The 23,196-nt window shown below is 64.3% G+C and carries 16 protein-coding genes; 7 read left to right on the plus strand and 9 right to left on the minus strand.

The window, feature by feature from the left end; all coding sequences use genetic code 11:
- Nucleotides 1-3,659: beta strand repeat-containing protein (locus RFN30_RS28495; RefSeq protein WP_320265395.1), on the minus strand; the 3,659-nt coding region annotated here is incomplete at its 3' end.
- Nucleotides 3,660-3,983: 324 nt separating this feature from the next.
- Between RFN30_RS28495 and RFN30_RS28500 the strand changes: the two genes are divergently transcribed.
- Entirely contained in the window at nucleotides 3,984-4,955 is a 972-nt protein-coding gene (locus RFN30_RS28500) for a transglutaminase-like cysteine peptidase (protein WP_320265396.1), read from the plus strand.
- Nucleotides 4,956-5,065: 110 nt separating this feature from the next.
- Here RFN30_RS28500 and RFN30_RS28505 read toward each other — a convergent pair whose 3' ends face one another.
- Genes RFN30_RS28505 through RFN30_RS28520 form a run of 4 tightly spaced genes read right to left on the minus strand, consistent with a single transcriptional unit; the run spans nucleotide 5,066 to nucleotide 10,624 of the window.
- Nucleotides 5,066-5,707, minus strand: coding sequence for a ribbon-helix-helix domain-containing protein (locus tag RFN30_RS28505; RefSeq protein ID WP_320265397.1), 642 nt, complete (start codon nucleotides 5,705-5,707; stop codon nucleotides 5,066-5,068).
- Complete coding sequence (locus RFN30_RS28510; protein ID WP_320265398.1) at nucleotides 5,697-6,986, minus strand: HlyD family type I secretion periplasmic adaptor subunit; 1,290 nt, start codon at nucleotides 6,984-6,986, stop codon at nucleotides 5,697-5,699. The genes RFN30_RS28505 and RFN30_RS28510 overlap by 11 nt, the downstream gene beginning before the upstream one ends.
- A gap of 17 nt (nucleotides 6,987-7,003) precedes the next feature.
- Nucleotides 7,004-9,136 carry a type I secretion system permease/ATPase gene (locus RFN30_RS28515; RefSeq protein WP_320265399.1) on the minus strand — a complete coding sequence of 711 codons (2,133 nt, stop codon included), beginning with the start codon at nucleotides 9,134-9,136 and terminating at the stop codon, nucleotides 7,004-7,006.
- Between the two features lie 30 nt (nucleotides 9,137-9,166).
- Entirely contained in the window at nucleotides 9,167-10,624 is a 1,458-nt protein-coding gene (locus tag RFN30_RS28520; protein WP_320265400.1) for a TolC family protein, read from the minus strand.
- Nucleotides 10,625-11,132: 508 nt separating this feature from the next.
- On the opposite strand from RFN30_RS28520, the gene RFN30_RS28525 reads away from it, so the two are divergent.
- Nucleotides 11,133-12,446: an NAD(P)H-dependent oxidoreductase gene (locus tag RFN30_RS28525; RefSeq protein WP_320265401.1), complete on the plus strand. Its 1,314-nt coding sequence runs from the start codon at nucleotides 11,133-11,135 to the stop codon at nucleotides 12,444-12,446.
- Nucleotides 12,447-12,790: 344 nt separating this feature from the next.
- Entirely contained in the window at nucleotides 12,791-13,033 is a 243-nt protein-coding gene (locus RFN30_RS28530) for a type II toxin-antitoxin system VapB family antitoxin (RefSeq protein WP_320265402.1), read from the plus strand.
- Between the two features lie 10 nt (nucleotides 13,034-13,043).
- Here the strand turns inward: RFN30_RS28530 and proC are convergent, their stop codons facing one another.
- The 3 genes from proC to RFN30_RS28545 all read right to left on the minus strand — a co-directional run bounded on the left by proC (nucleotide 13,044) and on the right by RFN30_RS28545 (nucleotide 16,243).
- Nucleotides 13,044-13,859 carry a pyrroline-5-carboxylate reductase gene (gene proC, locus RFN30_RS28535; protein ID WP_320265403.1) on the minus strand — a complete coding sequence of 272 codons (816 nt, stop codon included), beginning with the start codon at nucleotides 13,857-13,859 and terminating at the stop codon, nucleotides 13,044-13,046.
- 82 nt (nucleotides 13,860-13,941) lie between these two features.
- Nucleotides 13,942-15,261 (minus strand): O-antigen ligase family protein, encoded by a 1,320-nt coding sequence (locus RFN30_RS28540; RefSeq protein ID WP_320265404.1) that lies wholly within the window; start codon nucleotides 15,259-15,261, stop codon nucleotides 13,942-13,944.
- Entirely contained in the window at nucleotides 15,230-16,243 is a 1,014-nt protein-coding gene (locus tag RFN30_RS28545) for a glycosyltransferase family 2 protein (protein ID WP_320265405.1), read from the minus strand. The genes RFN30_RS28540 and RFN30_RS28545 overlap by 32 nt, the downstream gene beginning before the upstream one ends.
- 168 nt (nucleotides 16,244-16,411) lie before the next feature.
- Here RFN30_RS28545 and RFN30_RS28550 point away from each other — a divergent pair, with 168 nt between their 5' ends.
- From RFN30_RS28550 to RFN30_RS28560, 3 genes are read left to right on the plus strand one after another with little or no spacing between them, the layout of a single operon-like run.
- Nucleotides 16,412-17,581 (plus strand): glycosyltransferase, encoded by a 1,170-nt coding sequence (locus RFN30_RS28550; RefSeq protein ID WP_320265406.1) that lies wholly within the window; start codon nucleotides 16,412-16,414, stop codon nucleotides 17,579-17,581.
- The gene (locus RFN30_RS28555) at nucleotides 17,578-18,372 is read left to right on the plus strand and encodes a WecB/TagA/CpsF family glycosyltransferase (protein WP_320265407.1); all 795 of its coding nucleotides are present in this window, start codon (nucleotides 17,578-17,580) and stop codon (nucleotides 18,370-18,372) included. Before RFN30_RS28550 ends, RFN30_RS28555 begins: the two co-directional genes overlap by 4 nt.
- Nucleotides 18,369-19,292: a DUF6492 family protein gene (locus tag RFN30_RS28560; protein ID WP_320265408.1), complete on the plus strand. Its 924-nt coding sequence runs from the start codon at nucleotides 18,369-18,371 to the stop codon at nucleotides 19,290-19,292. The genes RFN30_RS28555 and RFN30_RS28560 overlap by 4 nt, the downstream gene beginning before the upstream one ends.
- Before the next feature lie 39 nt (nucleotides 19,293-19,331).
- Here RFN30_RS28560 and RFN30_RS28565 read toward each other — a convergent pair whose 3' ends face one another.
- The gene (locus RFN30_RS28565) at nucleotides 19,332-20,627 is read right to left on the minus strand and encodes a lipopolysaccharide biosynthesis protein (protein ID WP_320265409.1); all 1,296 of its coding nucleotides are present in this window, start codon (nucleotides 20,625-20,627) and stop codon (nucleotides 19,332-19,334) included.
- A gap of 198 nt (nucleotides 20,628-20,825) precedes the next feature.
- On the opposite strand from RFN30_RS28565, the gene RFN30_RS28570 reads away from it, so the two are divergent.
- On the plus strand, nucleotides 20,826-23,180 hold the full coding sequence (locus RFN30_RS28570; protein WP_320265410.1) for a GumC family protein: 2,355 nt from the start codon (nucleotides 20,826-20,828) through the stop codon (nucleotides 23,178-23,180).
- The last annotated feature ends 16 nt before the right edge of the window (nucleotides 23,181-23,196 follow it).

Here is a 23,196-nt window from a genome sequence, read left to right on the forward strand (position 1 = left end):
TCGGAGTTGGCGCCGATCGTCTGGGCGTCCTGCGTCACCAGCGTGATGGCGCTGTCGTTGACCGTGCCGACCGCCACTGTCGGTGCATCGTCATTGAAGGTGATGGTCAGCGTGCCCGGTGCCGTCGAACCGTCCGCATCGGTGATCACATAGCCGAGATTGACCGTCGCGTTGTTCTCGTTGTTCGGACCGCCTGTGTGAAGCACGTTGTCCAGCAGCGTCACCGTGTAGGTGCCGGTCGCCGGGTCGGTCACATGGACAGTGAACAGGGCGGTGCCGATGCGGTCGCCGCTGGTGGTGGTCGCCGTCAGCGTGTTGGTGCCGGCATCCCAGCTATAGGTCACATTCTCCTGGCCAACCGTGCCAGAGGTGCCGTTAAGGGTGGCGAAGGAGAAGCCGTTGGCGCCGGCGCCGTCGCCGCCGAGGCTGCCGCCGAGCGTGCCAGAGAAGCTTGCCTCGCTGCTGGCCGGACCATCCGCGTCGCCGACATTGGCGTTGATGTCGCCCGTCGTGCTTGCGGGATTGCCGCCGGCAAGCCCGTCGTCGTCGACCGTGGCTGCGGCCGAGCCGCTCGTCGGAGTATTGGCGTCCGTCACCACGAAACTGATGCCGGCCGTCGCCGTGTCGCCGTCGCCGTCCGTCACCGTGTAGGTCGCGGATGCGGCACCCGTGCCGGCAACCGAGCTGTCGGCTGTAAACGAGTAGCTGCCGTCGGCCTTGACCTTGATCGAGCCGTCGCCAATGTCGATCGACTGCGAGTAGCCGTCCTGGCCGAAGACCAGCAGCGTGCCGTTGATATGTGTCACCGTGGCGCCGTCGGCGCCGGCGACGAAGTCCAGTGTGCCGGTGATCGTGCCGCCTTCGGCGACGTTCTGCGGGGCCTCGGTCGAAGCCGTCGGCGCGTCGTCGTCGAAGGTGATGGTCAGCGTGCCGGTCGTGGACGAGTTGTCGGCATCGGTGATGGTGTAGGTCAGGCTGGTTGTCGGATCGATCGCGTTCTCATCGTTCGGGCCGCCCGCATGCAGCACGTTGTCGAGCAGCGTCACGGTGTAGGCGCCAGTTGCCGGATCCGTCACATGGACCGTGAACAGGGCGGTGCCGATGCGGTCGCCGCTGGTGGTGGTCGCCGTCAGCGTGTTGGTGCCGGCATCCCAACTGTAGGACACGTTTTCCAGGCCGACCGTGCCGGTCGTACCGTTCAATCCGGCGAACGAGAAGCCGTTGGCGCCCGCGCCGTCGCCGCCGACGCTGCCGCCGAGCGTGCCGGAGAAGCTTACCTCGCTGCTGGCCGGACCATCCGCGTCGCCGACATTGGCGTTGATGTCGCCCGTCGTGCTTGCGGGATTGCCGCCGGCAAGCCCGTCGTCGTCGACCGCGGCCGCGGCCGTGCCGGTGGTCGGGTGGTTGGCGTCCGTCACGACGAAGCTCATGCCGGCCGTCGACGTGTCGCCGTCGCTGTCGGTCACCGTATAAGTCGCCGAAGCCGCGCCCGTGCCGATCACCGGATTGTCGGCGGTGAAGGAGTAGCTGCCGTCGGCCTTGACCTTGATGAAGCCGTCGCCGATGTCGATCGACTGCGAGTAGCCGTCCTGGCCGAAGACCAGCAGCGTGCCGTTGATATGCGTCACCGTGGCGCCGTCGGCGCCGGCGACGAAGTCCAGCGTGCCGGTGATCGTCGCGCCTTCGGCGACGTTCTGCGGGGCCTCGGTCGAAGCCGTCGGCACGTCGTCGACGATATTGACTGAGAGTGTGCTGTCGGCGCTCTGGCCGTCCAGGTCGGTCAACGTGACGTCGAAATTCTCGAACAGGCTGTTGGTACCCTGAGCAGTGGCATGCGCTTCATTGTCGACGAGTGTGTAGGTGTAGGTGACCTCACCGGTGGCGGCATTGTAGGCCGTCACTGTCAGCGTGTTGCCGAGTGGCGTCGTGATGGAACCGGCGGTGAACACGCCATTGGTGATGAAGTCGTGTCCGCCGATGTTCAGCGAGGCGATGCCGTCGGGCGAGTGGATGGTGAAGGTGCCGCCCTGGGTGGTGCTTTCCTTCGATGCGTCGGAGCCGTCCGACTCGCCGGGGCCACGGCTTGCCAAAAGGTCGTCCTCGTTGACGATGACGTCGCCGCCGTTGGCCTCCGGCGTCAGGTCGGTGATCTCTGGAGTCGAGTTGCCGATCGAGATCGTCAGCGTGGTGTGCGAGGTGTCGCCGTCGCCGTCTTTGATCGTATAGGTGAAGACGTCGTTGACGCCGCCGGGCGTATTGGCGTCGCGCACATAGGTGTAGCTGCCGTCGGCGTGCAGCGTCAGCTTGCCGTAGGCGCCCTGAACCTGCACATCGAGCGTGCTCGCGTCATCCAGATCGGCATTGGTCGTGCCCTTGGCGACGCCAACCACCTTCGCGCCGTCTGCGCCCTGGACGTCGGCGACGCCATCCGTCGTGTTGGCATCGCCCGCATCGGTGCCGCCAACCAGCACATTGCCCGTCGCCGGGCCGATCTGGCCGGCCGCCACGCTGTCGGTGTCGGCGATCGCCGTCGGCACGTCGTCGATGATGGCGACGGCAAAAGTGGTGCTGGCGGTATCACCGTCGGAATCCGTGACGGTGATGCTGAAATTGTCCGGAACCGTATCGTTCGGATCGTATCCGTTCGTGTGTTCGGGATGGGTGACCGACTCGGTCACCGTGTAATTGTATTCGATAGCGCCGGTGTTCGGGTCGAAGGAGACGATGGTCAGGTAACCGAACTGGCCCTGGATCTGCTGGCCGGTGCCGGTGACGGTGACGCCGTTGATGACGATCGATCCGATGCCGTCCGGCGCGTCGATGGTGATCGTTCCTATGCTTGACGTTTCCGCGTTGCTCGGCGCGTCGCTACCCGGCGATTGTGAGGGCCCGCCGTTCAAGCCGGTCTCGCTGGCCGCCTCATCCGGGCTGAGCAGCGACACGGCCACGACGGAAACGCCGTTGTCGGGGGCTACGGAGGGGAACAGCTCGCGATGTTCCGGCTGCCCGAACTGCAATGCGGTCGGCGGCAAAAGCGCCGTCAGGCCGAAGCCGTCGCCGATCCCGCCCGGAGGAACCGAGAAGTTTCCGCCGGCGCTGCCCGGCGCGCCGTTTCCGCCGGCCGAGATTGAGCCGTCGGCGCCGAAGGCGACATCGACATGGCTGGATTCAAGCGCCGCGATCAGGGCAACGCGCGGCACCTCGACGTCGCCGATGATGAAGGTCGGCACGTTCAGCGCGCCGTCCTTGATGACGATTTCGGATCCGTCGGGCTGCACCAGCACCAGATTGTGCCCCTCGACCTTGATGTTGTCGATCGAGACATTGGCCGGAAGCTTCACGACATTGCCGGCCTCGGCGTGATATTCATGCGGGACGTTCGAGGCCGCGGCATTCGCCGCCGGCGCGTTTCCGGCAGGAGCGTTAGCGGCGGGAGCGTTGGCGTCGACCGCCGGCTTGTCTGCCCCTTGTGCGTTCTGTGTGTTGGCCGCGCCCTGCGCCGGCGCGCCGCTCCCCACATCGACCGGTACCGGCTCACTCGCGGCCTGGCCGCTGGCGGCCTGGGCGACTTGCACGCCCGTCGAGATCGGATGTTCGCCAACAGTCGAGTGCTCGTCCCAGGAATTGGAAACGGCGTCGAGTTCGATACTGGTCGTCATAGCTCAAGCCCCCTTCGGCATTTCCCGGAAAGAGACATGCGAGCCTCGAACTTTGCAACACACTCTCAATCTTTTTCATATACTTGAATATGTATGGATTTGCATTTTTTACACTTGGTAAATCGTCATGATATACCCAGTTATGTATTCTCGCAGGCGCCGCTCGGCTGGTTGGGAAACGCGGCTTCAGCTCGGTAAATCAAAGTATAAATTTGAATAAAATTTGAAGAAAAGAAGAACAGATTGATTCGCGGAAATTTACCCACCTTCCTTTCCGATAATTTGAGACAAGATCGGTAGCGTCCACAGTCAAAGGTGGGCGCTATGAAAATACAAAAAGCTGTCCCGGCAGTGTCGGGGATCAAGGTTCTGCTGCTGGCAATCGGCCTCGCCGGTCTGCCGAATGCGTCATCCGCCAGCGCGATCTCCGTCGGAAATTCCGCCTCTCAAACGGTGCCTGCACCGGCCGATCTCGGCGGTGTTTCGCTGGCCAGATTGCTGCCCTGGCAACCTGTTGCCGCCTACCGGATCAGCAGTGTCGTCGGCGCCTATGCGCCCCTCGAAGTCAATCTGGCGGCAGGTTCTTCGAGTGAAGAGGTCGTCCCCGGTATCGACCCGATCCAGACGGCAGCGATCATTCCGGGCGTGTTCGGGTCGGTCGCCTTGTCCATGCACAACTTCCCGGTCGCCGCGCGCTGGGCCCCTGTCTATAAGGCGATCCTCGACTGCACGCCGGGCAGCGCCTGCGATCGCGAGAACGCCGCCTTTGCCGGGATCATCGATATCGCCAGCAACAAGGGCTTCCGCGACAAGCTGGCCTTCGTCAACAGCAGCATCAACCGCCTGATCGCCTATCGCAAGGACAGCGTCGTCTACGGCAAGCTCGACTACTGGGCGAAGCCGTCGGAAATCCTCGAGCATCGCGCCGGTGACTGCGAGGACTTTGCCATATTGAAGATGGCGGCGCTGTTGCGCGCCGGCATCCCGGCGCAGAGCATGTCGCTCGTCGTGCTGCAGGACCGCCGCCGGAAGTTTTTCCACGCTGTCCTGTCCGTGAGCACCGGAAGCGGCGCCTTCATCCTGGACAGCCTCAGCAACAATGTGGCGATGGACAGCGATCTTCCCGACTACGTCCCGCTCTATTCCTTCAGCACCGATCGCGCCTGGATCCACGGGTCGAAATCCGGTTCCCAGATCGCCGATATCACCGGCGGCTTCGCGACGGTGGCGCCCGGCGAAGGCTCTTCGCCTGACACGGCGGCGACGCCCGCAACATCTGGTTTGGGTGCGAGATAGACCGTCCGCCTAGAGCAATTCCAGGAAAAGTGTGAGCGGTTTTCCGTCCGGAATTGCGCAAAAACAAAGAGATAGGGCGTTTCGCCGTTTCCGTGAAACGGCGAAACGCACTAGCCGTTGAAGACGAATGCCATCAACAGTTCCGGCTCGGTGACCGGCGCGCGCACGGCACTGAGCTGGCCCCGGTAGCGGCGCTCGCCGGCGCCGATGACGAAGCCGGTGGTGACGGGTGTCTCGCCATTGGCGTCGAGCCGGGCAAAAACGTCGATGACGTTGAGGTCCAGCGCCAGCTTGAGGTCCTGCCTGCCGTCGTCGCCCGGCGCGTTCGGCAATTGGCGCCTGACCAATTGCTGGAACGGCGCGTTGAACGTCAGGATCTTCTTCGACGACGACAGCGCGAAGGCGGGCGAGGGGCAGGCGACCAGGATCGCGGTGATGGTCCGGATCGAGGCGAGCTTACGCAACTCCATGCTTTCCTCGGCAAGGCCGCGCATGCACGCGACCCGGATCGCCGATGTCAGATTGCCCTGGTCGGGATGACTTTCGGCGATCTCCTCGACCAGCATGCCGATCGTGCATTTGCGGCTTTCGGCCATCTGCTTCAGCGATACCCAGAAGGCGCGCTCCAGCCGGATGCCGCGGCGCACGCCGCCGCGCGCCACGACGCGGAACTCCGGGCCGAAATCCTCGGCCGCGAGCGAGGGCAGCAGCCGGTCGCGCGGAGTGTCGGGGCGTGCGGCGCTATCGCTCACTCATCGCCTCCTGACGCGCCTTGTTGATGGGCTTCAAAAGATAATTGAGGATCGTCTTGCGCCCGGTCTTGATATCGACCGAGCAGATCATGCCGGGGATGATCGAATAGGTCTTGCCGTTCCTTTGCAGCGTGGATTTCTCGGTCGCGACGCGCACCTGGTAGTAGGGTTCGCCCGTCTTCTGGTCGACCAGGCTGTCGGCGGTGATGTTGGAAACCTTACCCTCGATGCCGCCGAAGATCGAAAAATCGTAGGCCGTGACCTTGATCAGCGCGTCCTGGTCCGGCTGGATGAAGGCGACGTCGCGTGGCGAGACCCGCGCCTCGACCAGCAGCGTCTCCGAGGTCGGCACGATACCGGCCACGACCGCGCCCGGCTGCACGAAGGCGCCGAGCGTGTTGACGTCGAGCGTGTTGACGATGCCGTCGACGGGAGAGCGGATATCGGTCCGCGCCACCTTGTCGGTGGCGCCGCGGATGGTTTCGTCCACCACCGAGAGGTCCGCCAGCGCCTGTGTCAAGTCGCTCAACGCTTCCTGCTGCAATTGCAGGCCGAGCTCGTCGACTTGAAGCTGCGCCTCGGTGATGGCCGCCTTGCTCTTCTTGATGGTCTCTCCGGCAAGGTTGAGCTGCCCGCGAAGATCGGTCTGCTCCCGCTCGACGCGGATCTGCTCGGTCTTGGCCATCAGACCTTTCTTGACCATCGGTTCGACGAGAGCCGTTTCCTGGTCGCTGACGGCGAGGCTCTTGGACAGGCGGTCGGAATTGGCGGTCGCTTCGTCCAACTCCTTCTCGCGCTGATCAAGGCGCGACTTCAGCACCGACAGCTTCACTTGGAAGTTGTCGCGGCGGGCAACGAGCAGCTTCTGTTCGTTATCGCAGATTTCCGGCGCGATCTTCTGGATGTCTGACGGACAGGGGAACGCGCCCTCCAGATTGCCGGCCTGCTCGTATTTGAGCCTTGCGATGCGCGCCTGCAGCGCCCGTGCCTTGGCCTGTTCCTCGCCCAGGCTCGAAGTGTTGCCGGTGTTGTCGAGGCGGATGATCAGGTCGTTCTTCCTGACGGTCTGGCCGATCTTGACCGCGATTTCCTGGACGACGCCGGCTTCACTCGCCTGGATGATCTGGGTCTTGGAAGCAGGAATGACCTTGCCGTCGCCGCGCGCAATCTCATCGACCTCGGCAAAGGATGCCCAGGCGGTGAAGGCGACGAACAGCGCCCCTATGATGTAGACGGACGCCGATGCGAAAAGCGGCGGCCGGTCTTCTCTTGCAAACATTCCCCAACGTGCCCCAGTCAGGCATTCGCCTTTTGCAATGCCTGTATGACTTGTTCCTTTGCTCCGTCCGCGACCACGCGGCCCTGCTCGATGACGATGAGGCGGTCGACCAGCTCCAGCATGCTGTAGCGATGGGTTGACACGATCAGCGTCGTGTTGCGGTCGAATGCCACTCTGAGCTGCTTGATCAACTGCCGTTCCGAGGCGAGATCCATCGAACCCGACGGCTCGTCCAGGAAGACGATTTTCGGCTTGGTCAGAAGCAGCCGCGCGATCGCCACCGCCTGCCTTTGGCCCCCCGACAGATTGGTGCCCCGCTCGCCGACATTCATGTCGTAGCCGCGCGGGTGCCGCGAGACGAAGTCATCGACGCCGGCGGCCTTCGCGGCATCGATGATCTCCTCGTCGGTCGCTTCCGGAGCGGCCATCAGAAGATTTTCCTTGATGGTGCCCGAAAACAGGTCGCCGGCCTGCGCGACGATGCCGACCGCGGCCCGGACTTCCGACGGGTGGTATTGGCGGATGTCGATGCCGTCGATGAGCAGCTCCCCGGACGTCGGCAGGAAGAGCCGGCCGATCAGGCGGCCCATTGTGGTCTTGCCGGAGCCGATGCGGCCGATAATGCCGACACGCTCGCCGGGCCGGATTGCGATGTTGAGCCCGTTCAGAACCTCGTTCTCGGTGCCCGGATAGGCGAAGCCGACATTCTTGAAGAGCATCGCGCCGCTGCGGATCGGCCGGTTGACGAAGCCGACCGTGTCGGGCCGGTCCTCCGGCTGCGACATGATCGCGTTGACGATCCTGAGCGACAGCATGGCCTGCCGGAAGCGCGACAGGGTGATGGCGATCTGGCCGAGCGGCGCCACCGTACGGCTCGCCAGCATGACGGTGCCGATGATCGCGCCTGTCGAGACCTCGCCTTCCGAGAAGGCGTAGGCGCCGGCAACCACCAGCGCGACGGTCACGAATTGCTGGATGGCGCCGGTGATGTTGCCGGCGGCGGCCGAAAGCTCCTTGATCTTCTCCGACGTGTTGGCGGCGTTCTTCGAGTGCTCGCCCCATTTGCGAAGCAGATAGGCCTCGGCGCGCAGCGACTTGATCGTCTCCAGCGTGGAAATGGATTCGACCAGGAGGGCTTGGCGCTGGGCCGATTCGTTCATCGAGGCGGCGACCCGCTTGCCGATGCGCCGCTGCGTCACCAGTCCGACAATGACGGCGATCACGAAGGCCAGGGCCGGTATGATCACCAGCCAGCCGCCAATGGCATAGATGACCAGCAGGAAGACAAAGACGAAGACCGTGTCGATGAAGACGCTGATGGTGTTCGAGGTGAAGAACTCGCGCACGAACTCATACTGCGTGACGCGGTTCGCGTATTCGCCGGTCGCCCCCGGCCGCGCCGAAAGCGACGAGTTGAGCACCTTCTCGAACAGCAGATAGGAAATCCTCAGATCCGCCTTGCGCCCGGCATAGTCGATGAGCGAGGCACGGGCGGTTTTCAGCAACAGATCGAACAGGATGGCCGCGCCGATCCCGAGCGCCAGCACCCAGAGCGTCGACATCGCCTTGTTCGGCAGGATGCGGTCGTAGACGTTCATGGTGAAGATCGGCGAGGCGATCGCCAGGATGTTGATGAAGACGGCCGACAGCACGACCTTCGAATAGGTGCGCCAGAACGCTCCCATCGTTCCGGTCAGCCAATGGCGCCTTTCGATCCTCGGCGCGGTGCCGACCGTCATCTCCTCGGCGGTGTTGGCATAGGTTATCGAGAACGAGGCGCCGCCGCTGATATAGCTCTCGGCGAGCTCCGACTTGCCGATCGTGGTGCGGCCGTTTTCCTGCGGCGCCGTCAGATATTGTCCGGTCTCGGTCTCGGCGAGCAGCGCGACCGGCAGCTGGCTGGCGCGGAAGACGATGGCCGGAAGATCGACGCGGCCACGCACGAAATCGCGATGGCCGAACGACTGGACCTCGAGGCCGATGCGTTCGGCCAGGTGCCTGATGTCGTCCGGCTCGATGCGCGTGTCCGAAATCGGCACCCCGGCAAACAGCACGGTCTCCGCGCTCGGCCGGCCGAGATAGGCCGCAATCGCCGAGAAGCAGGCCTTGAAAGCCTCCTTGGGCGAGATGATGTTGGGCTGCTGATTCACGATCCGCCCCGAAGGACCAGAGATCGATGCTTACATCGGCTGCTTTTTCCTGACCGGCGCGAGGATGTCGAACGGCAGATCGTTCTTCTGCTCCGACGGCGTGCGTGCATAGGTTTCGGTATCGGCCGTTGCCGGCACGCCGAATTCCGTACGCGCATAGGCCGCGGCTTGCTTGGCCGGCTGGATGTTCAGCGTCTTCAGCAACTCTCCGGTCGCGGCCAGCAGCCGGTACTCGGCAAACAGCGACGCATAGGACGAGGTGTCGGCCAGCGTCGCGGTGTTGAAGCGCGTGTTCTGCGCATCGAGCACGTCGAGCAGCGAGCGCTGTCCGACCTTGAACTGCTCGCGGTAGGACGCGACGAGCTTTTCGTTGGTGGCTGCCTGCAGCCGCAGCGTCTGCGCAAGTTCCGCCTGGCGGAAGCGACGGTCCCACGATGTGCGGACGGCTTCCTCGATTTCACGCAGCACCTGATGCAGCGCAAGGCGCTGCTCGCTGGTGCGGCGGATCTGCTCCTGCTCGTTGGCTTTGTCGATGCCGCCGCGATAGAGATTCCAGCGCAGCACGACCCGAGCCTGCAGGTCGCTAGTGTCGCCGTCGTCGCCGTCGATGTCATATCCGCCCCTGGCGACGCCCTCGGCGGTAATTGTGGGACCGTATTTTGCCCGCGCCGCGTCGACGAGCGAAGCCGCCGCGTCGATGTCGCTGTTGGCCATATGGACACGAGGATTGTTCTGCCTGGCAAGCCCGATCGCGTCATCGAGCGAGCGCGGCAGCGCGCCGGCCACATCGGCCGGCCGCGACGGATTGGTCAGCGGCTTGCCGACATTCTTGAAGAAGCGGATCTTGGCCGCCTCTAGCTCTTCCGTGGCCTCCTGCATCCGCGCCTTGGCGGCGTAAAGCCGCTCCTCGGCCTGCTGCCGGTCGGCATCGTTGAGCGCGCCGCCCGCGATGCCTTGCTTGATGTCGCCGAGTATAGACTGATGGAAGGCGAGGTTCTTCTTCGCTTCGGCGACGATCGACGCCTGCAGCATATATTCGAGATAGTCCTGGACGACGGCAAGCCCGATGAATTCGGACCGTTCCAGCACCCTGAAGGAAGCTCCGTCGACGCGCGAGGCCTGGCGGTTCAATTCGGCCCGTCTTGCGCCGCTATCATAAAGCGTCTGCGTGACGGTGAGGTCGGCCTCGTTCGGATAGAGAGCGTCGTTATCCTCGTCGAGCGCACGCCGGGATTGGTTATCCAGACGCCGGACGCCGGTTGACGCTTCGAGATCGACGCTCGGAAGATAGAGGCCTTTCGCCTGGCGCAGCTCGAATTCGATGGCTTCGCGGTTTTCGATCGCCTGCCCAATCTCAGGATTGGATTCGACGGCGACCGCTACTGCTTCCTTGAGTGTGAGTGCGCCGGCGCTTCCGCAAGCCAGCATCGACACCGTCATGGCAAGCGCAAGGCGCCAGCCGACGGTCACTTTACCCGTCCTGGTCATTTCTACCCCGTGACTATCCCCGCGCCTTTTTTGTTTTTGTCGGCGCTTATTTGCCCAAGCCTGCCACCGGAGCTTGCGATGAGTATCTATCAGATTTTTCGCAGATGTGAGCACTTATTGATTTAGGGGACTCCAAAAGCGAGGATTCCAGCTGGCGGTTGTAGCAAAAATGGCACAGAAACGATGCCCGGCCGGGGTGCCATTCAGTTGAAACCGACCGCGATCACTATTTTTCCTTAAATAAATAGCAATGCGCACAAAGGAATCGCCCGAGGCGTCGCTAACCGACACCGAGCTTGGCGGTCAGATCGATTCCCGGCGTGAACTGCGGCATCCGCCCCTCCGGACATGGTCGCGCTGCGAACACCTGGAGGATGTGGATCGCTGCGAAAAATCTGCTCCGGGTCTGCTAGGCGTGCGCTGGAAATTGCCATGCTTGGCTGGTTTTGTTGGCAAACGGGGATCGTTGCCTGTATTGCGGGCTGAAGCAAAGCATGGACGTTCTTGTATGACAAATGTCGCCCTGACCGGGCTTGCCCGCGATCTCGCCCGGCGCGCCGCCGAGGGCCGCCCCGTGCGCATCGGCGTCATCGGCTCCGGCGAGATGGGTACCGACCTGGTGACGCAGGGCATGCTGATGCCGGGCATTTCGGTGGCAGCCATCTCCACGCGCCGCCCGCACACGGCTCGCGACGCGATCCGCATCGCTTATGGCGACGATGCAATGGCCGCCGAGGCCGAGACTGCCTCCAGGGTCAGCCAGGCGATCGAAAGCGGCAGAATCGCCATCACCTCGAACGAGATGCTGGTCACCAATCCGCTGATCGACGTCGTCATCGATGCCACGGGCAAACCCGGCGTCGCCGCCGATTTCGACCTGATGGCGATGGAGCACGGCAAGCACCTGGTGATGATGAATGTCGAGGCCGACGTGACCATCGGCTGTTATCTGAAGCAGCAGGCCGACCGTTTGGGCGTTGTCTATTCGGTCGGGGCCGGCGACGAGCCGTCGAGCTGCATGGAGCTGATCGAGTTCGCCTCGGCGCTCGGCTACACCATCGTCTCGGCCGGCAAGGGCAAGAACAACCCACTCAACCATGACGCCGTTCCCGACGATTATCGGGAAGAGGCACTGCGCCGCAACATGAACCCGCGCATGCTGGTCGAGTTCGTCGACGGTTCGAAGACCATGGTCGAGATGTGCGCCATCGCCAACGCCACCGGCCTGGTGCCCGATGTTCCCGGCATGCATGGCCCGAAGGCCGACCGCGACCAGCTCGCCAAGGTGCTGATCCCGCGCGAGGACGGCGGCATCCTGTCGAAGAAGGGCGTCGTCGACTACACGATCGGCAAGGGCGTGGCGCCCGGCGTCTTCGTCATCGTCGAGGCGACGCATCCGCGCGTCGTCGAGCGCATGGACGATCTCCATGTCGGCCATGGCCCTTATTACAGCTTCTTCAGGCCCTATCACCTGACGTCGCTTGAAGTGCCGCTGACCGCCGCCCGCATCATGCTCTACGGCAAGCCCGACATGGTGCCGCTGCCGAAGCCGGTGGCCGAGGTCTGCGCGGTCGCCAAGCGCGATCTCGTCGCAGGCGAGACCTTCGATGCCATCGGCGAGACCTGCTACCGCTCCTGGACCATGACGGTCGCCGAGGCGCGCGCCAGCCGCGCCGTGCCGGTCGGGTTGCTCGAAGGCGGCAAGGTGCTGAAGCCGGTCAGGAAGGGCGAGCTGCTGACCAGCGACAACGCTGTGCCCGATACGACGACCAGGCTTTATGCGCTGCGCAAGCTGCAGGACGAGATGCTGTACGGGAGCTGAGGCCCCATCCATCTGGCGAGCGCCAACCGATCGCTTCGTCATCCTATGGCGAAGCAAGGAGCGAAGCGACGCGGCGCAGACCATAGGATCCATTCCGTGACTCTCGAGAGCCGCAACGGTGCAGAATTCTGTTCCGCTGCGCCCTTCGCGCGCGGTCACGGCATGGATCCTCGGGTCTCCGCGTCCGCTTCGCTCCCGCTCCGCCCGTGGATGACGAATTTCGGGCGCCTCGGCTAATCTCTAAGTCGACGATTTGCTTCGTTCCTGGAGACCCCTTAACGAAGACGTCGAGGCGCTGCTGCTCAGGTGACCATTCTCCCAAAATCAACGCGTCGAGGAACCAGATGGCTCTCCACATCAAAAATCCACGTGCCCGCGAGCTGGCGAGATATCTTGCGGACAGCCGCAAGATTTCGCTGACAAAGCCGGTCATTGAAGCGTTGGAATCCGAATTGCAACGCGAGATCAGCCGCAAGCCACTCGCCGAGCGGCTCGCTCAAATCGCCCACGATTTGAGCACCAAGGCAGCAATGCAGGGTCGATGTATGGACCAGAACGAGATCGACGAAATGTGGGGACATTCCTGACTTTCGCGCGCTACTTCCCCAGCTCTATCGACCTGAGCCTCGCCGCTTCTACCGCGTCGGTCAAAAGCTTCGTCAGCCGGTCTTCGCCCATCAGCACGGCAAGCGCGGCCGCAGTCGTGCCGTTGGGGCTGGTCACCTGCTGGCGCAGAACGCCCGGCTCCTCGTCGCTTTCGGCGGCAAGCGAGGCGGCGCCATAGACGGTCTGCATGGCAAGCAGCTTGGCGGTCTCGGCCGGCAGGCCGGCCTTCTCGGCGGCAACCGTCAACGCCTCGATGAAATGGAAGATATAGGCAGGGCCGGAACCGGAGACGGCGGTTACCGCGTCCATAAGGCTCTCGTCCTCGATCGTCGTCACGACACCGCTCGCCGAGAGCAGCTCGGCGACGAAACGCCTGACGTCGTCCAAGACGAGCGGGTTGGAAAACACCACCATCATGCCCTTGCCGATCGCCGCCGGCGTGTTCGGCATGCACCGTACGATCGGCGCGAGTTCGCCGAGAACCTCCTCGAAGGTCGCGACCGGTGTGCCTGCGGCGATGCTGACGAAGGTGGTCCTGCCGTCGCCGAATCGCTTGTAGCTTGCCGTCACATCGCGGATGACCTGCGGCTTCACGGCGATGACGACGAGATCCGGTACGGCATCGGCGGGAATGGCGGATGCGTCGGCCCCGGCGCCGCAGCCCAGCGCTTCGGCGCGCTTGCGCAGTTCTGCATTGGGCTCGACCACGAACACCGCCGATGGCTCGAGCTTGCCGGACTTCAGCCAGCCGGAGAGCATGGCGTAACCCATATTGCCGCAACCGGCGAGAACGAGCCTGATCGTCATCGAAACCTCCGCAAGGACGGCTCTCCTTAAACGCTTGCGCGGCTACGGAAAAGTCCAGTCTGCGAGAGATCGATCGGCCAGGTCAGTTGGGGCGGCGAACCGGGAGAGGTCGCAGCGACACTTGCCGCAGGCCAAGCAAGCTGAGCACGAAGAGCAGCCAGACGGGGTCCGCGCGTCGGAAAAAGAAGCTTTCGAGAAATCCGTTCAGGGCCGCGAACAGCACCACCATCATGAAGAAGTCGCCGAGGAAGATGTTCTCCTTGCGCGGCGGAATGCGCATGTAGTCGCGCAGGGGCGCGATCAAAAACGTATAGACCGCGACGCAGAGCGCGGGGATGCCCATCAGCACCGCGATGTCGAGATAGCCGTCATGACCGTGCACGATGGTGCGGATGTCCCACGGCCGGTCGAAGGGCTGGTCCTGGTTGAGCAGCAAAGGCGTTCCCCAGAAGCTTTCATAGCCGTAGCCGGTCCAGGGCGTCTTCGCCAGCATCTCGCCGGCAAACTCCCACAGCGTCGTGCGGCCGGTATAGGTGAGATCGGGGAAATAGATCGCCGCCAGGTGCTTCACCGGCGGGATGAAGACGATGCCCAGCGTGCCGAGCGCCGTCGCGATGATCGCGGACAGGAACAAGATCGGGGTGCCGAGCCGCATGCCGATGAGGCTGGGCAGCACCACGATCAGGATGGAAAACGGCACCAGTCCGACGGTCGTCTTCGAGCCGGTATGCAGCATGAAGATCATCGCCGCTGAGAAGATGCCGATACCCCACCAGCGTTGCCCACGCCGCCAGAGATAGAGTCCGGCGAAGCTGAAGCAGGCCATCACCGGTCCCGCGATGTTCTTGTGGGTGAAGACGCCGCGCCACAAGCCCGCATGCTCGGGCTCCTGCGAGTCGGCCGTGTGGAGCGCTTCGTGCGGAAAGACGATGAGGCCGACATAAGAGAGCCCCATCACCACGACCGCGGTGAAGATGATGACCCTGGCGAAGGAGTCCGCATCGCGCGGCAGCACCAGGATCGTCGCCATGGTGATGATGCCGATCATGGTGAAGGAGGCCGCGCGCATCGCCGACGGCGGATCGGTCGCCAGGACCACCGACAGGAAGAAGAAGCCCAGCATCAGCGCCCAGGACGGGCTGACGAGCGAGCGCACCACGCGCGGATCGGCGAAGGCGAGCAGCGAGAAGATCGAGATCGCGCCGAGCGAGCCGAAGCCGAGCTGGTTGACGATGTCGCCGCCGTCGCCGGTGAGTTCGGCGCCGGCAGGTTGGAAGGGCCGGAACGAGACGATGATGGTGGCAAAGAGCAGCGCAGCGATCGCCGTCGAGACGCCCTCGCGCGTGAAAGCGGCGCTGAGCGGCGCGCGCTCAGTTCTTCTCAGGCTGCCGGTACTGCTCATTGGCATATCCGAATTCGGCAAGCACCCGGCCGAGCGCGACATAGACGGGATAGAGGCCTGTCGCCAGCGACCCGGTGCGCGCCAGCCTGATAGTGCCGCGCAGCGGCGAAGCGGCAAGCAGCGCCAGGCTCTTCAATAAAACCTTGGTGCCGGCGAATGGCGTGTCCGCGCGCTTCTTCTTTTCCACCAGGGTCGAGATGACGCCGTTGCGCAGGCTGCGGGCGCGGATCCAGTCGGCCTCGACGCGACGGGCAGGGACCGTTTCCCTGACCCTTGCCTCGGCGCACCAGCCGAGCGCGAAACCCTTCTGCGCCGCGCGGCTCAGAAAATCGGAATCGCCGCCGCCCATGAAGTTGAACCTCAGATCGAGGAAGGGCGGTCCCATCGCCGCAAGGACGTTGCGCCCGACCAGCAGATTGCCGGACGAATAGAGCGCCGGCACGCGGCCCGTTTCACGGTATGGCGGCGCGAAAACGGGATGGTCGGCCCATCTCGCATGGGAGGGATCGGCAAAGATCGGCACCTGCGGCCCGCCGACGATGTCGGCTCGAAGCGTCTCGGCGGCCTTGCACATGCGTTCCAGCCAGTCGGGCTCGGCGATCTCGTCGTCGTCGATCACCAGCAGATGCTTGAAGTTGGGGAAGTGCAGGACCGCCGTCTGCCAGCCCGCATTATAGGCGCTGCAATTGCCGCGCTCATGCGCGATGATCACCAGGCCTGGCATTCCGCCGCGCTCGAACAGGGGCAGTGCCGCCTTGGCGCCCTCGCGCGCCTCGGCCTCGTTTTCCATGACGATGACGGCAAAGCGGCGCGCGGTTTTCTGGGACCTGAGCGATGCCAGCGTTTCCAGGAGCAGTTGGGGCCGCTTGAAGGTCGGCAGCGTGACGACCGCCTCGACGGTCTCGGCGGCAAGTCCCGGAGACCGCCCCGCGATCGATACCCCCGCGATCGATACCAAAGCGTCCGATGGCAAAGCGAGCATCCGTTTCCAGCCGTGTGGGTCCAGCCCTCGATAGCAGCCCGATGATAACGTTTCGTTAATCACCTTCATGGGCAGGCCCCGCAAAACCGGGGCTTTTGGCCTTTGACGGTGCCATTTAATCAAGGCTTCACCGCACTTTGCTACCGGCTGCACCAATGGATAGGTGAAATGCATCTGCTGTTCGCCACATCGATCGTGCCCGATGGCGCTCTCGCTTCGGGCTACGAGATTGCCAACGCCGCGATCATAGATGCGCTGCGGCGCGCCGGCGTGCGTGTGACGGTGATCGGCTTCAACTGGCCGGGAAAGCCTGCCGTCGATCCTGAAAACACCATCGTCCTCGGCGCGATCGATGTGCGCACCGAAAGCGCCTCGCCACGGCAGAAGCTGGCCTGGGTGGCCAAGGCGATGCTGACCGGTCTCACCTTCGCCTCGGTCAAGCTGCGCGTCGTTTCCGATGCGGACGTGCGCGCCGCGATCGAACGCGCCGGCCCGTTCGACGGCTATGTCCTGAATTCCGTGCAATTTGCCGGCGCCTTTGAAGGCCTCTTCGGCGACCGGCCTTCGATCTTCGTCGCGCACAATGTCGAGCATCGCTCGGCCGAGGAGAACGCCGCGGCGGCCGGCAGTGCCCTTCAACGCTGGCTGTTTCGCCGCGAGGCCAGGCTGCTTGAAGTCATGGAAGAGCGTCTGTGCCGCGCCGCGCGCTTCGTCTTCACGCTGGCCGAAGAGGACCGCGCGGCACTTGGCGTTGCCTCCGACGACCGCTCGGCAGTGCTGCCGCTGGTGACCCGCGCCGAAGCGCCGACGAAGAAGGGTCCGCGCCGCATCGACTGCGACGCCGCGCTGATCGGCACCTGGACCTGGCAGCCCAACCGCATCGGCCTCGATTGGTTCTTGACCAAGGTCGTCCCGCATCTCAGGCCGGATTTCCGCATCAGGATCGCTGGCAACATGCCGTCTGGCGTGGCCTCGGCGCATCCCGGCGTCCAGTTCGTCGGCAGGGTTCCGGATGCCCAGGCCTTCGTGCGCGGCGGCGCCGTCATTCCGCTGATCAGCACCGCCGGCAGCGGTGTGCAGCTGAAGACCATCGAGACCTTCGAGCTTGGCCTGCCTTCTGTCGCCACCGGCCGCTCGTTGCGCGGTATCGGTTATCAGCCGCAAAACTGTGTCGTGACCGACGACCCTGTCGCCTTCGCCTCCGCGCTCGAAGCGGCGGCGGCCGACGTGAGGGATGTCGACGGTAGCGCCTTCCATGGCCGGCAGGTGAGGGCGCTCGATGCCGCGATCGGGCTTGGGCTGGAGAAGCTGGACGTCAGGCAGGAGGTCGCTGCATGAACATGCATGCCGCCCGCGCCGCCTTCGGCTTCGACACGCTGAGGAGGATCCTCGGCATCTCGGTGCTTGCCATCCGCTGGGACGAGGCGATAGCGCTGCTTTCGCGGCTGATCGCCGAGCGGCGCTTCACCAAGGTGAGCTTTCTCAACGCCCACAATGCCAATCTCGCCTACCGCGATCCGGTGTTTGCCGAAGCGCTCGACGACTTTCTCGTGCTGCCGGACGGTGTCGGCGTCGATATCGCCGCAAAGCTGCTTTACGGCGCGCCTTTCCCCGACAATCTCAACGGTACTGATTTCGTCCCGGCTTTCCTTCAGGCATCGACGCAGCCGTTGACCGTTGCGTTGCTCGGCGCGACGCGGGTCAATGCCGAGGCGGCGTCCCTCAAGCTTTCGGCGCTCGCCGTGCAGCACAAATTCGTCGTCATCCATGACGGCTACTTCTCTCCCGCCGAGGAGCCGGCGATCGTCGAGCGCATCGCCAGATTGCGGCCGGACGTGCTGCTGGTCGCCATGGGTGTGCCGCGCCAGGAATTGTGGATCGCGCGCCATATCGATGCCCGCCATTGCATGCTGCCGATCGCGGTCGGCGCGCTGCTCGATTTTCTGAGCGGCACCGTGCCGCGCGCCCCGCTCTGGATGCGTCGCCTCAGGCTCGAATGGCTCTATCGCCTGTGGATCGAACCCGGCCGCCTGTGGCGCCGCTACGTGGTCGGCAACCCGCTCTTCCTATGGCGCGTCCTCAAGCAGAAATTGGCGCTTGGACCGCGGCCTGCGGAGGCGCGTCGGTGAACAGCCGTTTCGTGCCCGACGCCGCCACAAGCATCGAGCCGCTGCCGCGCATGCCATCGGCCGCGGTCGTGACGGCGAGCTACGCGCCGGACTTCGAGCGCTGCCGGCTGCTATGCGAGACGATGGACCGCCATGTGACCGGCGTCGCGCGGCACTACATCCTCGTCGAGCGCCGTGACGTGGCGCTGTTTCGTCAGCTCGAGGGCGGCCGTCGCACGATCGTCGACGAGAGGGATCTTTTGCCGCGCTGGCTGCGCGTTTTCGACGATCCGCTCAGCCTGTTCCGCCGCCGCGTCTGGTTGAGTTTCAGGACCCAGCCGCTGCGCGGCTGGCACGTGCAGCAGCTGCGCCGCATCGCCATTGCCGCGCATGCCGGGGAGGACGTGCTCGTCTTTTGCGATTCCGACGTTGCCTTCCTCAAGCCGTTCGACGCGAGCGCTTTTTGGCGTGACGGCAAGGCGCGGCTGTTCCGGCGCGACGGCGTGCTGGGCGATGCCGGCCATGACGAGCATCGCATCTGGTCCCGCAATGCCGGCTCAGTGCTCGGCATCGACCCGGGGAAAGTCTCGCCTCACGACTATATCTCGACGCTGATTGCCTGGCGCCGCGAGACGGTCAACGCGATGTGCGAGCGGATCGAGAAGATGCACGGGCGCGATTGGGTCACCGTCGTCGGCTCGGCGCGCAAATTCTCCGAATGCATGATCTATGGCCGCTATGTCGACGACGTGCTCGGCGGCGCCGGGCACTTCCATGACTCGGTGGAATTCTGCCGTGTCCACTGGAATGGCGAGGCGCTGTCGGACGAAGAATTCCGCCGCTTTGTCGATGCCATGGCGCCGGAACAGGTGGCGATCGGCATGCAGTCCTTCATCGGCACCGATGTCGGCCGCATCCGCCGTCTGATCGGGCTCGCATAGGCTGAGCTGAGATTCAGGTCAGGCCGACCTCACCTGAATCTAGATCGCTTTGGCTGGCCGGCGCATCGCCGAATAGGTCAGCAGCATCGAGGCGAGATAGAGCAGCAGGAAGACGATGTTGAACGACAGCACCAGATCGGGTGTGTCGGGGATCGTCGTCAGCACGTAGTTAAGCAAGACCGCCTTCAAGCCGGCGAGCAGCCCCAGATTGATCGCCCGCACTGCGGTCTGGCCGCGCGCGAACAGAAGCTCGGCCTGATATTCGACGAGATTGCGCAGGCCCGGCACGCAGACCGCCAGCGCCACCAGGGGCGCCGCTTCGGCAACGTTCCTGCCCAGCGCATTCGGGAAAAAGTGCAGCACGATGCCGAGCGACAGGAGCGCCAGCGTCGAGACCACGAACACGCCGCCTTCGATGCCGCTCTTCACCGCCAGCCGCGAAAGCAGCTCGGGCGCGCGCATCATGCGCTGCACCAGCATCATCGAGAAGGTGCGGATCGGGATTGCCGTGAGATCGACCAGCCGCATGATGATGGCGTAGATGCCGGCGAGATGCGGTCCGCCGATCGACAGCACCAGTAGCTTGTCGAACTCCATCTGCAGATAGAACAGCACCTCCGATCCCGCCACATAGATGGAATCGGCGAGCCGTCGGAAATAGAGCTCGGTTCGCAGCCTGAGCCGCTGGCGCGGGTAGAAGAAGGCGAACGCGACGATCAGCGAAGCGGCGTTGGCGCCGATATAGAACCACGACCAGACGCCGATGGTTCGTTGCGCGGCAAGCATGAACAGCACCGCACCGACTGCCCTGAGCGCCGTCGCCAGGATTGCGAGCACGGCGGCGCGGCCGAACTTGCCAAGGCCGTTGTTGACGATCAGCACCACCTCGACCGGCCGCCACAAAAGCGCTTCGGCGAAGACGACCGCCGCAAAGACCGACAGCGGCACCGTTCTGGCGAAGAAGATGAGGTAGACAGCGTAGGAAGCGGCGGCGAGGACCGGCAGCGAGATCACGCCGAGGAACAGGAAGCCGGCGGTAAAGGTGCCGATCAAATTGGGGCGGATCGTCGCCGTGCGGTAGAGTGCCGAGATGAAGCCGAAGGCAAGCACGCGCGACAGCATGACGCCTGCCGCCGAGGCCGTGGCGAACATGCCGAATTCGGCGATCGACAGCGTGTTGGCCAAAGCCACGAAATAGGCAAGCGAGAACACCAGCCGCCCGCCGGCGCCGCTGATCGCCGAGAAATAGTCGAAAACCAGCTTCCGGCGCACGGCCACGAAGTGGCCGATCCGCGCGAGCGTCCGCCTTTGCGGTATGTCGCTGGTCTGGGTCATGTCTCCGTCAAAGCGTAAGTTGGAAAGCTTAACGTGGCGTTCTGGGGCAGTCTGGCGGGCCGGGAAAGGCTGCAACCAAAGCGAGAAACTGTATTTGCCAGGCGCAAAAATTAACCTTTTATTTCCCATGCCTGTTTAGCGTGACTTAACGATTGGCCGCCCGCCGCTCCCAAGCCGCCAGAGAGTAAGTTCCAGGACATGGTCGACAGGGATAACCGTGAAGATTGGCGACGCGAGCGCTCTTTGCTTGCGCTCGGCCAGGCTGTGCGCGGCGAGGACAGCCCGGACGCCTCGCTGGTTTCCATCGGCGACAAGGCCAACCCGTCCTGGCGCGAGGATGCTGCGGCACGCCACCGCGCCGCGCGTTTCGAGCGCGAAGGGCGGCCAAACCCGCAGTCCGCGAACATAGATGAACCCGGTCAACCTCAGGTCGCTCCAATTTCACAGACTATTGAGGCTGAGGACGACCGGGCCGAGCGCGAAGCCTATCCGCAGATCGGACAGCGCGAAGAGAGCCGTTCCGCCGACCGTTCTTCGCAGGACTATTCCTCGCTGGCCCATTCTCCGCAGGCAGCGTTCGAACCGCGCCATGCCGAACCTCGCTATGCAAGCCGGCCGCTGCAGGCCAACGATCCCGACGCACAGGAATGGAAGCCGCTGATCGACCCGATGCAGGTCGTTCGCGGCATCACCCGCTCCAAGGCGCTGATCCTCTCGACGACGATCCTGGGCGCTGCGCTCGGCGTTGCCATCGCGCTGTCGACGCCGAAGAAATATGAGGCCACCACCGAGGTCATCGTCGACCCGCGCGACCTCAAGCTCACCGATCGCGATCTGACGCAGAACGTGATCGCCTCTGATGCGACGCTCGCCATCGTCGAGAACCAGGTCCGCATTCTCACTTCGGGCACGGTGCTAAACAAGGTCGTCACGGACCTCAACCTCACCAATGATCCCGAATTCAACGGCCAAGGAAAGGGCGGCATCGGCCTGATGTCGATGCTCCGCTCGATCCTGTCGCGGCAGGATGCGCAAGGGGCGGCCGACGAGGCGCGCCGGCGCGCGCTGGCGGTCGGCAATCTGGCAGAGAGCCTGGACGTCGAGCGCAGCGGCAAGACCTTCGTCGTCTCGATTACCGCCACGACCCAGAATCCCGATAAATCGGCCCTGATCGCCAACACCATGAGGACGGCGTTCCAGCAGATATCCAGCGAAATCCAGTCCAACACGGCGGGTCGCGCCACTGACGAACTCACCGCCAGGCTCGACGAATTGCGCAAGGGCGTCGAGGCGGCCGAGCGCAAGGTCGAGGATTTCAGGGCCACCCATGACCTCGTCGATGCGCAGGGTCATCTGATCAGCGATGACCAGATGCTGAAGCTCAACGAGCAGCTCTCCGTCGCCCGCGCCCACACGCTGGAACTCAACGCCCGCGCCGCCTCGGCGCGCGCGCTGAACGTCAACGCGGTTCTCAACGGCACCTTGCCGGAAGAGATCAACTCCAACACGATGGGCGAGCTGCGCTCGCAATATGCGGCGCTGAAGCAGGAAGCCGATCGGGCCGCGATCAAGTTCGGGCCGCGGCATCCGGAGCTGCAGGCGCTCAACGCCCAGCTTGCCGGCGCGCGCGAGCGCATCGGCGCCGAATTGCAGCGCATCGCGTCCTCTCTGCAGGTCGATCTGAAGCGCTCCGTCCAGCTCGAGCAGGACCTTGCGTCGCGCCTGGCGCAGGCCAAGGTGCAGAGCGGCGACGTCAACAACAACCTCGTTTCGCTGCGCGAGCTCGAGCGCGAGGCCGCCGCCAAGCGCTCGGTCTACGAGCAGTTCCTGCTGCGCGCCAAGGAAACCGGCGAGCAGAAGGACATCAACACCGCCAACATCAGCTTGATTTCGGAGGCCTATCCGCCGCTCGAAGCCAAAGGGCCGTCGCGCGCCGTGACGGCGCTGGCCGGCCTGCTTGCCGGCTTCTTCGCCGGCATCGGCATTGGCGCGCTGCGCGGCGCCTATGCCAGCCTGCGCGAGACGGCGGACACCCGCTCACGCCGCAGGCCCGTAGAGCGCGCACCGGCCTTCGAGGACAAGGCATATCGGGCAGCGCCGCCGAGCCCTCCGCCGCCCGCGCCCCCGCCCGTTGCACCGTTCACCCCATCGGCTGCCGGCGCCGGTGATGCCGGCAGGTCGGGGTTCTTCGGCTCGCTGGCTTCGTCGCTGCGCAGCTTCATGCTGCGCAGGTCGGACGAGCCGATCGACGCTGGCCCGAGCCAGTCGGCAGGCACCCGGAACGCGCCGGTATTGGAGCGCGGCCTCGAGGCATCGCCCGCGCAAGGCCATTCCTATTCCCATCGGCCGGACAGCCCGCTGCCTGCCGGATCATCCGACGATGCGTATTCCTCGTCGAGCGCTTCTTCCCATTTGCAGCCGCCGGTCGCCGGGATGCTCGATCCCTCAGCCGACCAGCAGAGCCAGGTCGACGAGCTCCGGGCCAGCCTGCGCGAGTTTCGCGAGGCGGTGCGCGACCTGACCGAAAGCCGCTCGCGCCGCCGCTATTTCTAAAACGCCCTGCCTTAGA

The sequence above is a fragment of the Mesorhizobium dulcispinae genome, assembly GCF_033977345.1.
Classification (GTDB): domain Bacteria; phylum Pseudomonadota; class Alphaproteobacteria; order Rhizobiales; family Rhizobiaceae; genus Mesorhizobium; species Mesorhizobium dulcispinae.

What these genes read in the sequence shown, in the direction of transcription:
- proC (WP_320265403.1), bottom strand. Translation starts at nt 13,859, where the DNA reads ATGACGATCAGGCTCGTTCTCGCCGGTTGCGGCAATATGGGTTACGCC.
- RFN30_RS28550 (WP_320265406.1), top strand. Translation starts at nt 16,412, where the DNA reads ATGCATCTGCTGTTCGCCACATCGATCGTGCCCGATGGCGCTCTCGCT.
- RFN30_RS28520 (WP_320265400.1), bottom strand. Translation starts at nt 10,624, where the DNA reads ATGACCAGGACGGGTAAAGTGACCGTCGGCTGGCGCCTTGCGCTTGCC.
- RFN30_RS28545 (WP_320265405.1), bottom strand. Translation starts at nt 16,243, where the DNA reads ATGCTCGCTTTGCCATCGGACGCTTTGGTATCGATCGCGGGGGTATCG.
- RFN30_RS28570 (WP_320265410.1), top strand. Translation starts at nt 20,826, where the DNA reads ATGGTCGACAGGGATAACCGTGAAGATTGGCGACGCGAGCGCTCTTTG.
- RFN30_RS28530 (WP_320265402.1), top strand. Translation starts at nt 12,791, where the DNA reads ATGGCTCTCCACATCAAAAATCCACGTGCCCGCGAGCTGGCGAGATAT.
- RFN30_RS28500 (WP_320265396.1), top strand. Translation starts at nt 3,984, where the DNA reads ATGAAAATACAAAAAGCTGTCCCGGCAGTGTCGGGGATCAAGGTTCTG.
- RFN30_RS28540 (WP_320265404.1), bottom strand. Translation starts at nt 15,261, where the DNA reads ATGAGCAGTACCGGCAGCCTGAGAAGAACTGAGCGCGCGCCGCTCAGC.
- RFN30_RS28525 (WP_320265401.1), top strand. Translation starts at nt 11,133, where the DNA reads ATGACAAATGTCGCCCTGACCGGGCTTGCCCGCGATCTCGCCCGGCGC.
- RFN30_RS28565 (WP_320265409.1), bottom strand. Translation starts at nt 20,627, where the DNA reads ATGACCCAGACCAGCGACATACCGCAAAGGCGGACGCTCGCGCGGATC.
- RFN30_RS28555 (WP_320265407.1), top strand. Translation starts at nt 17,578, where the DNA reads ATGAACATGCATGCCGCCCGCGCCGCCTTCGGCTTCGACACGCTGAGG.
- RFN30_RS28510 (WP_320265398.1), bottom strand. Translation starts at nt 6,986, where the DNA reads ATGTTTGCAAGAGAAGACCGGCCGCCGCTTTTCGCATCGGCGTCCGTC.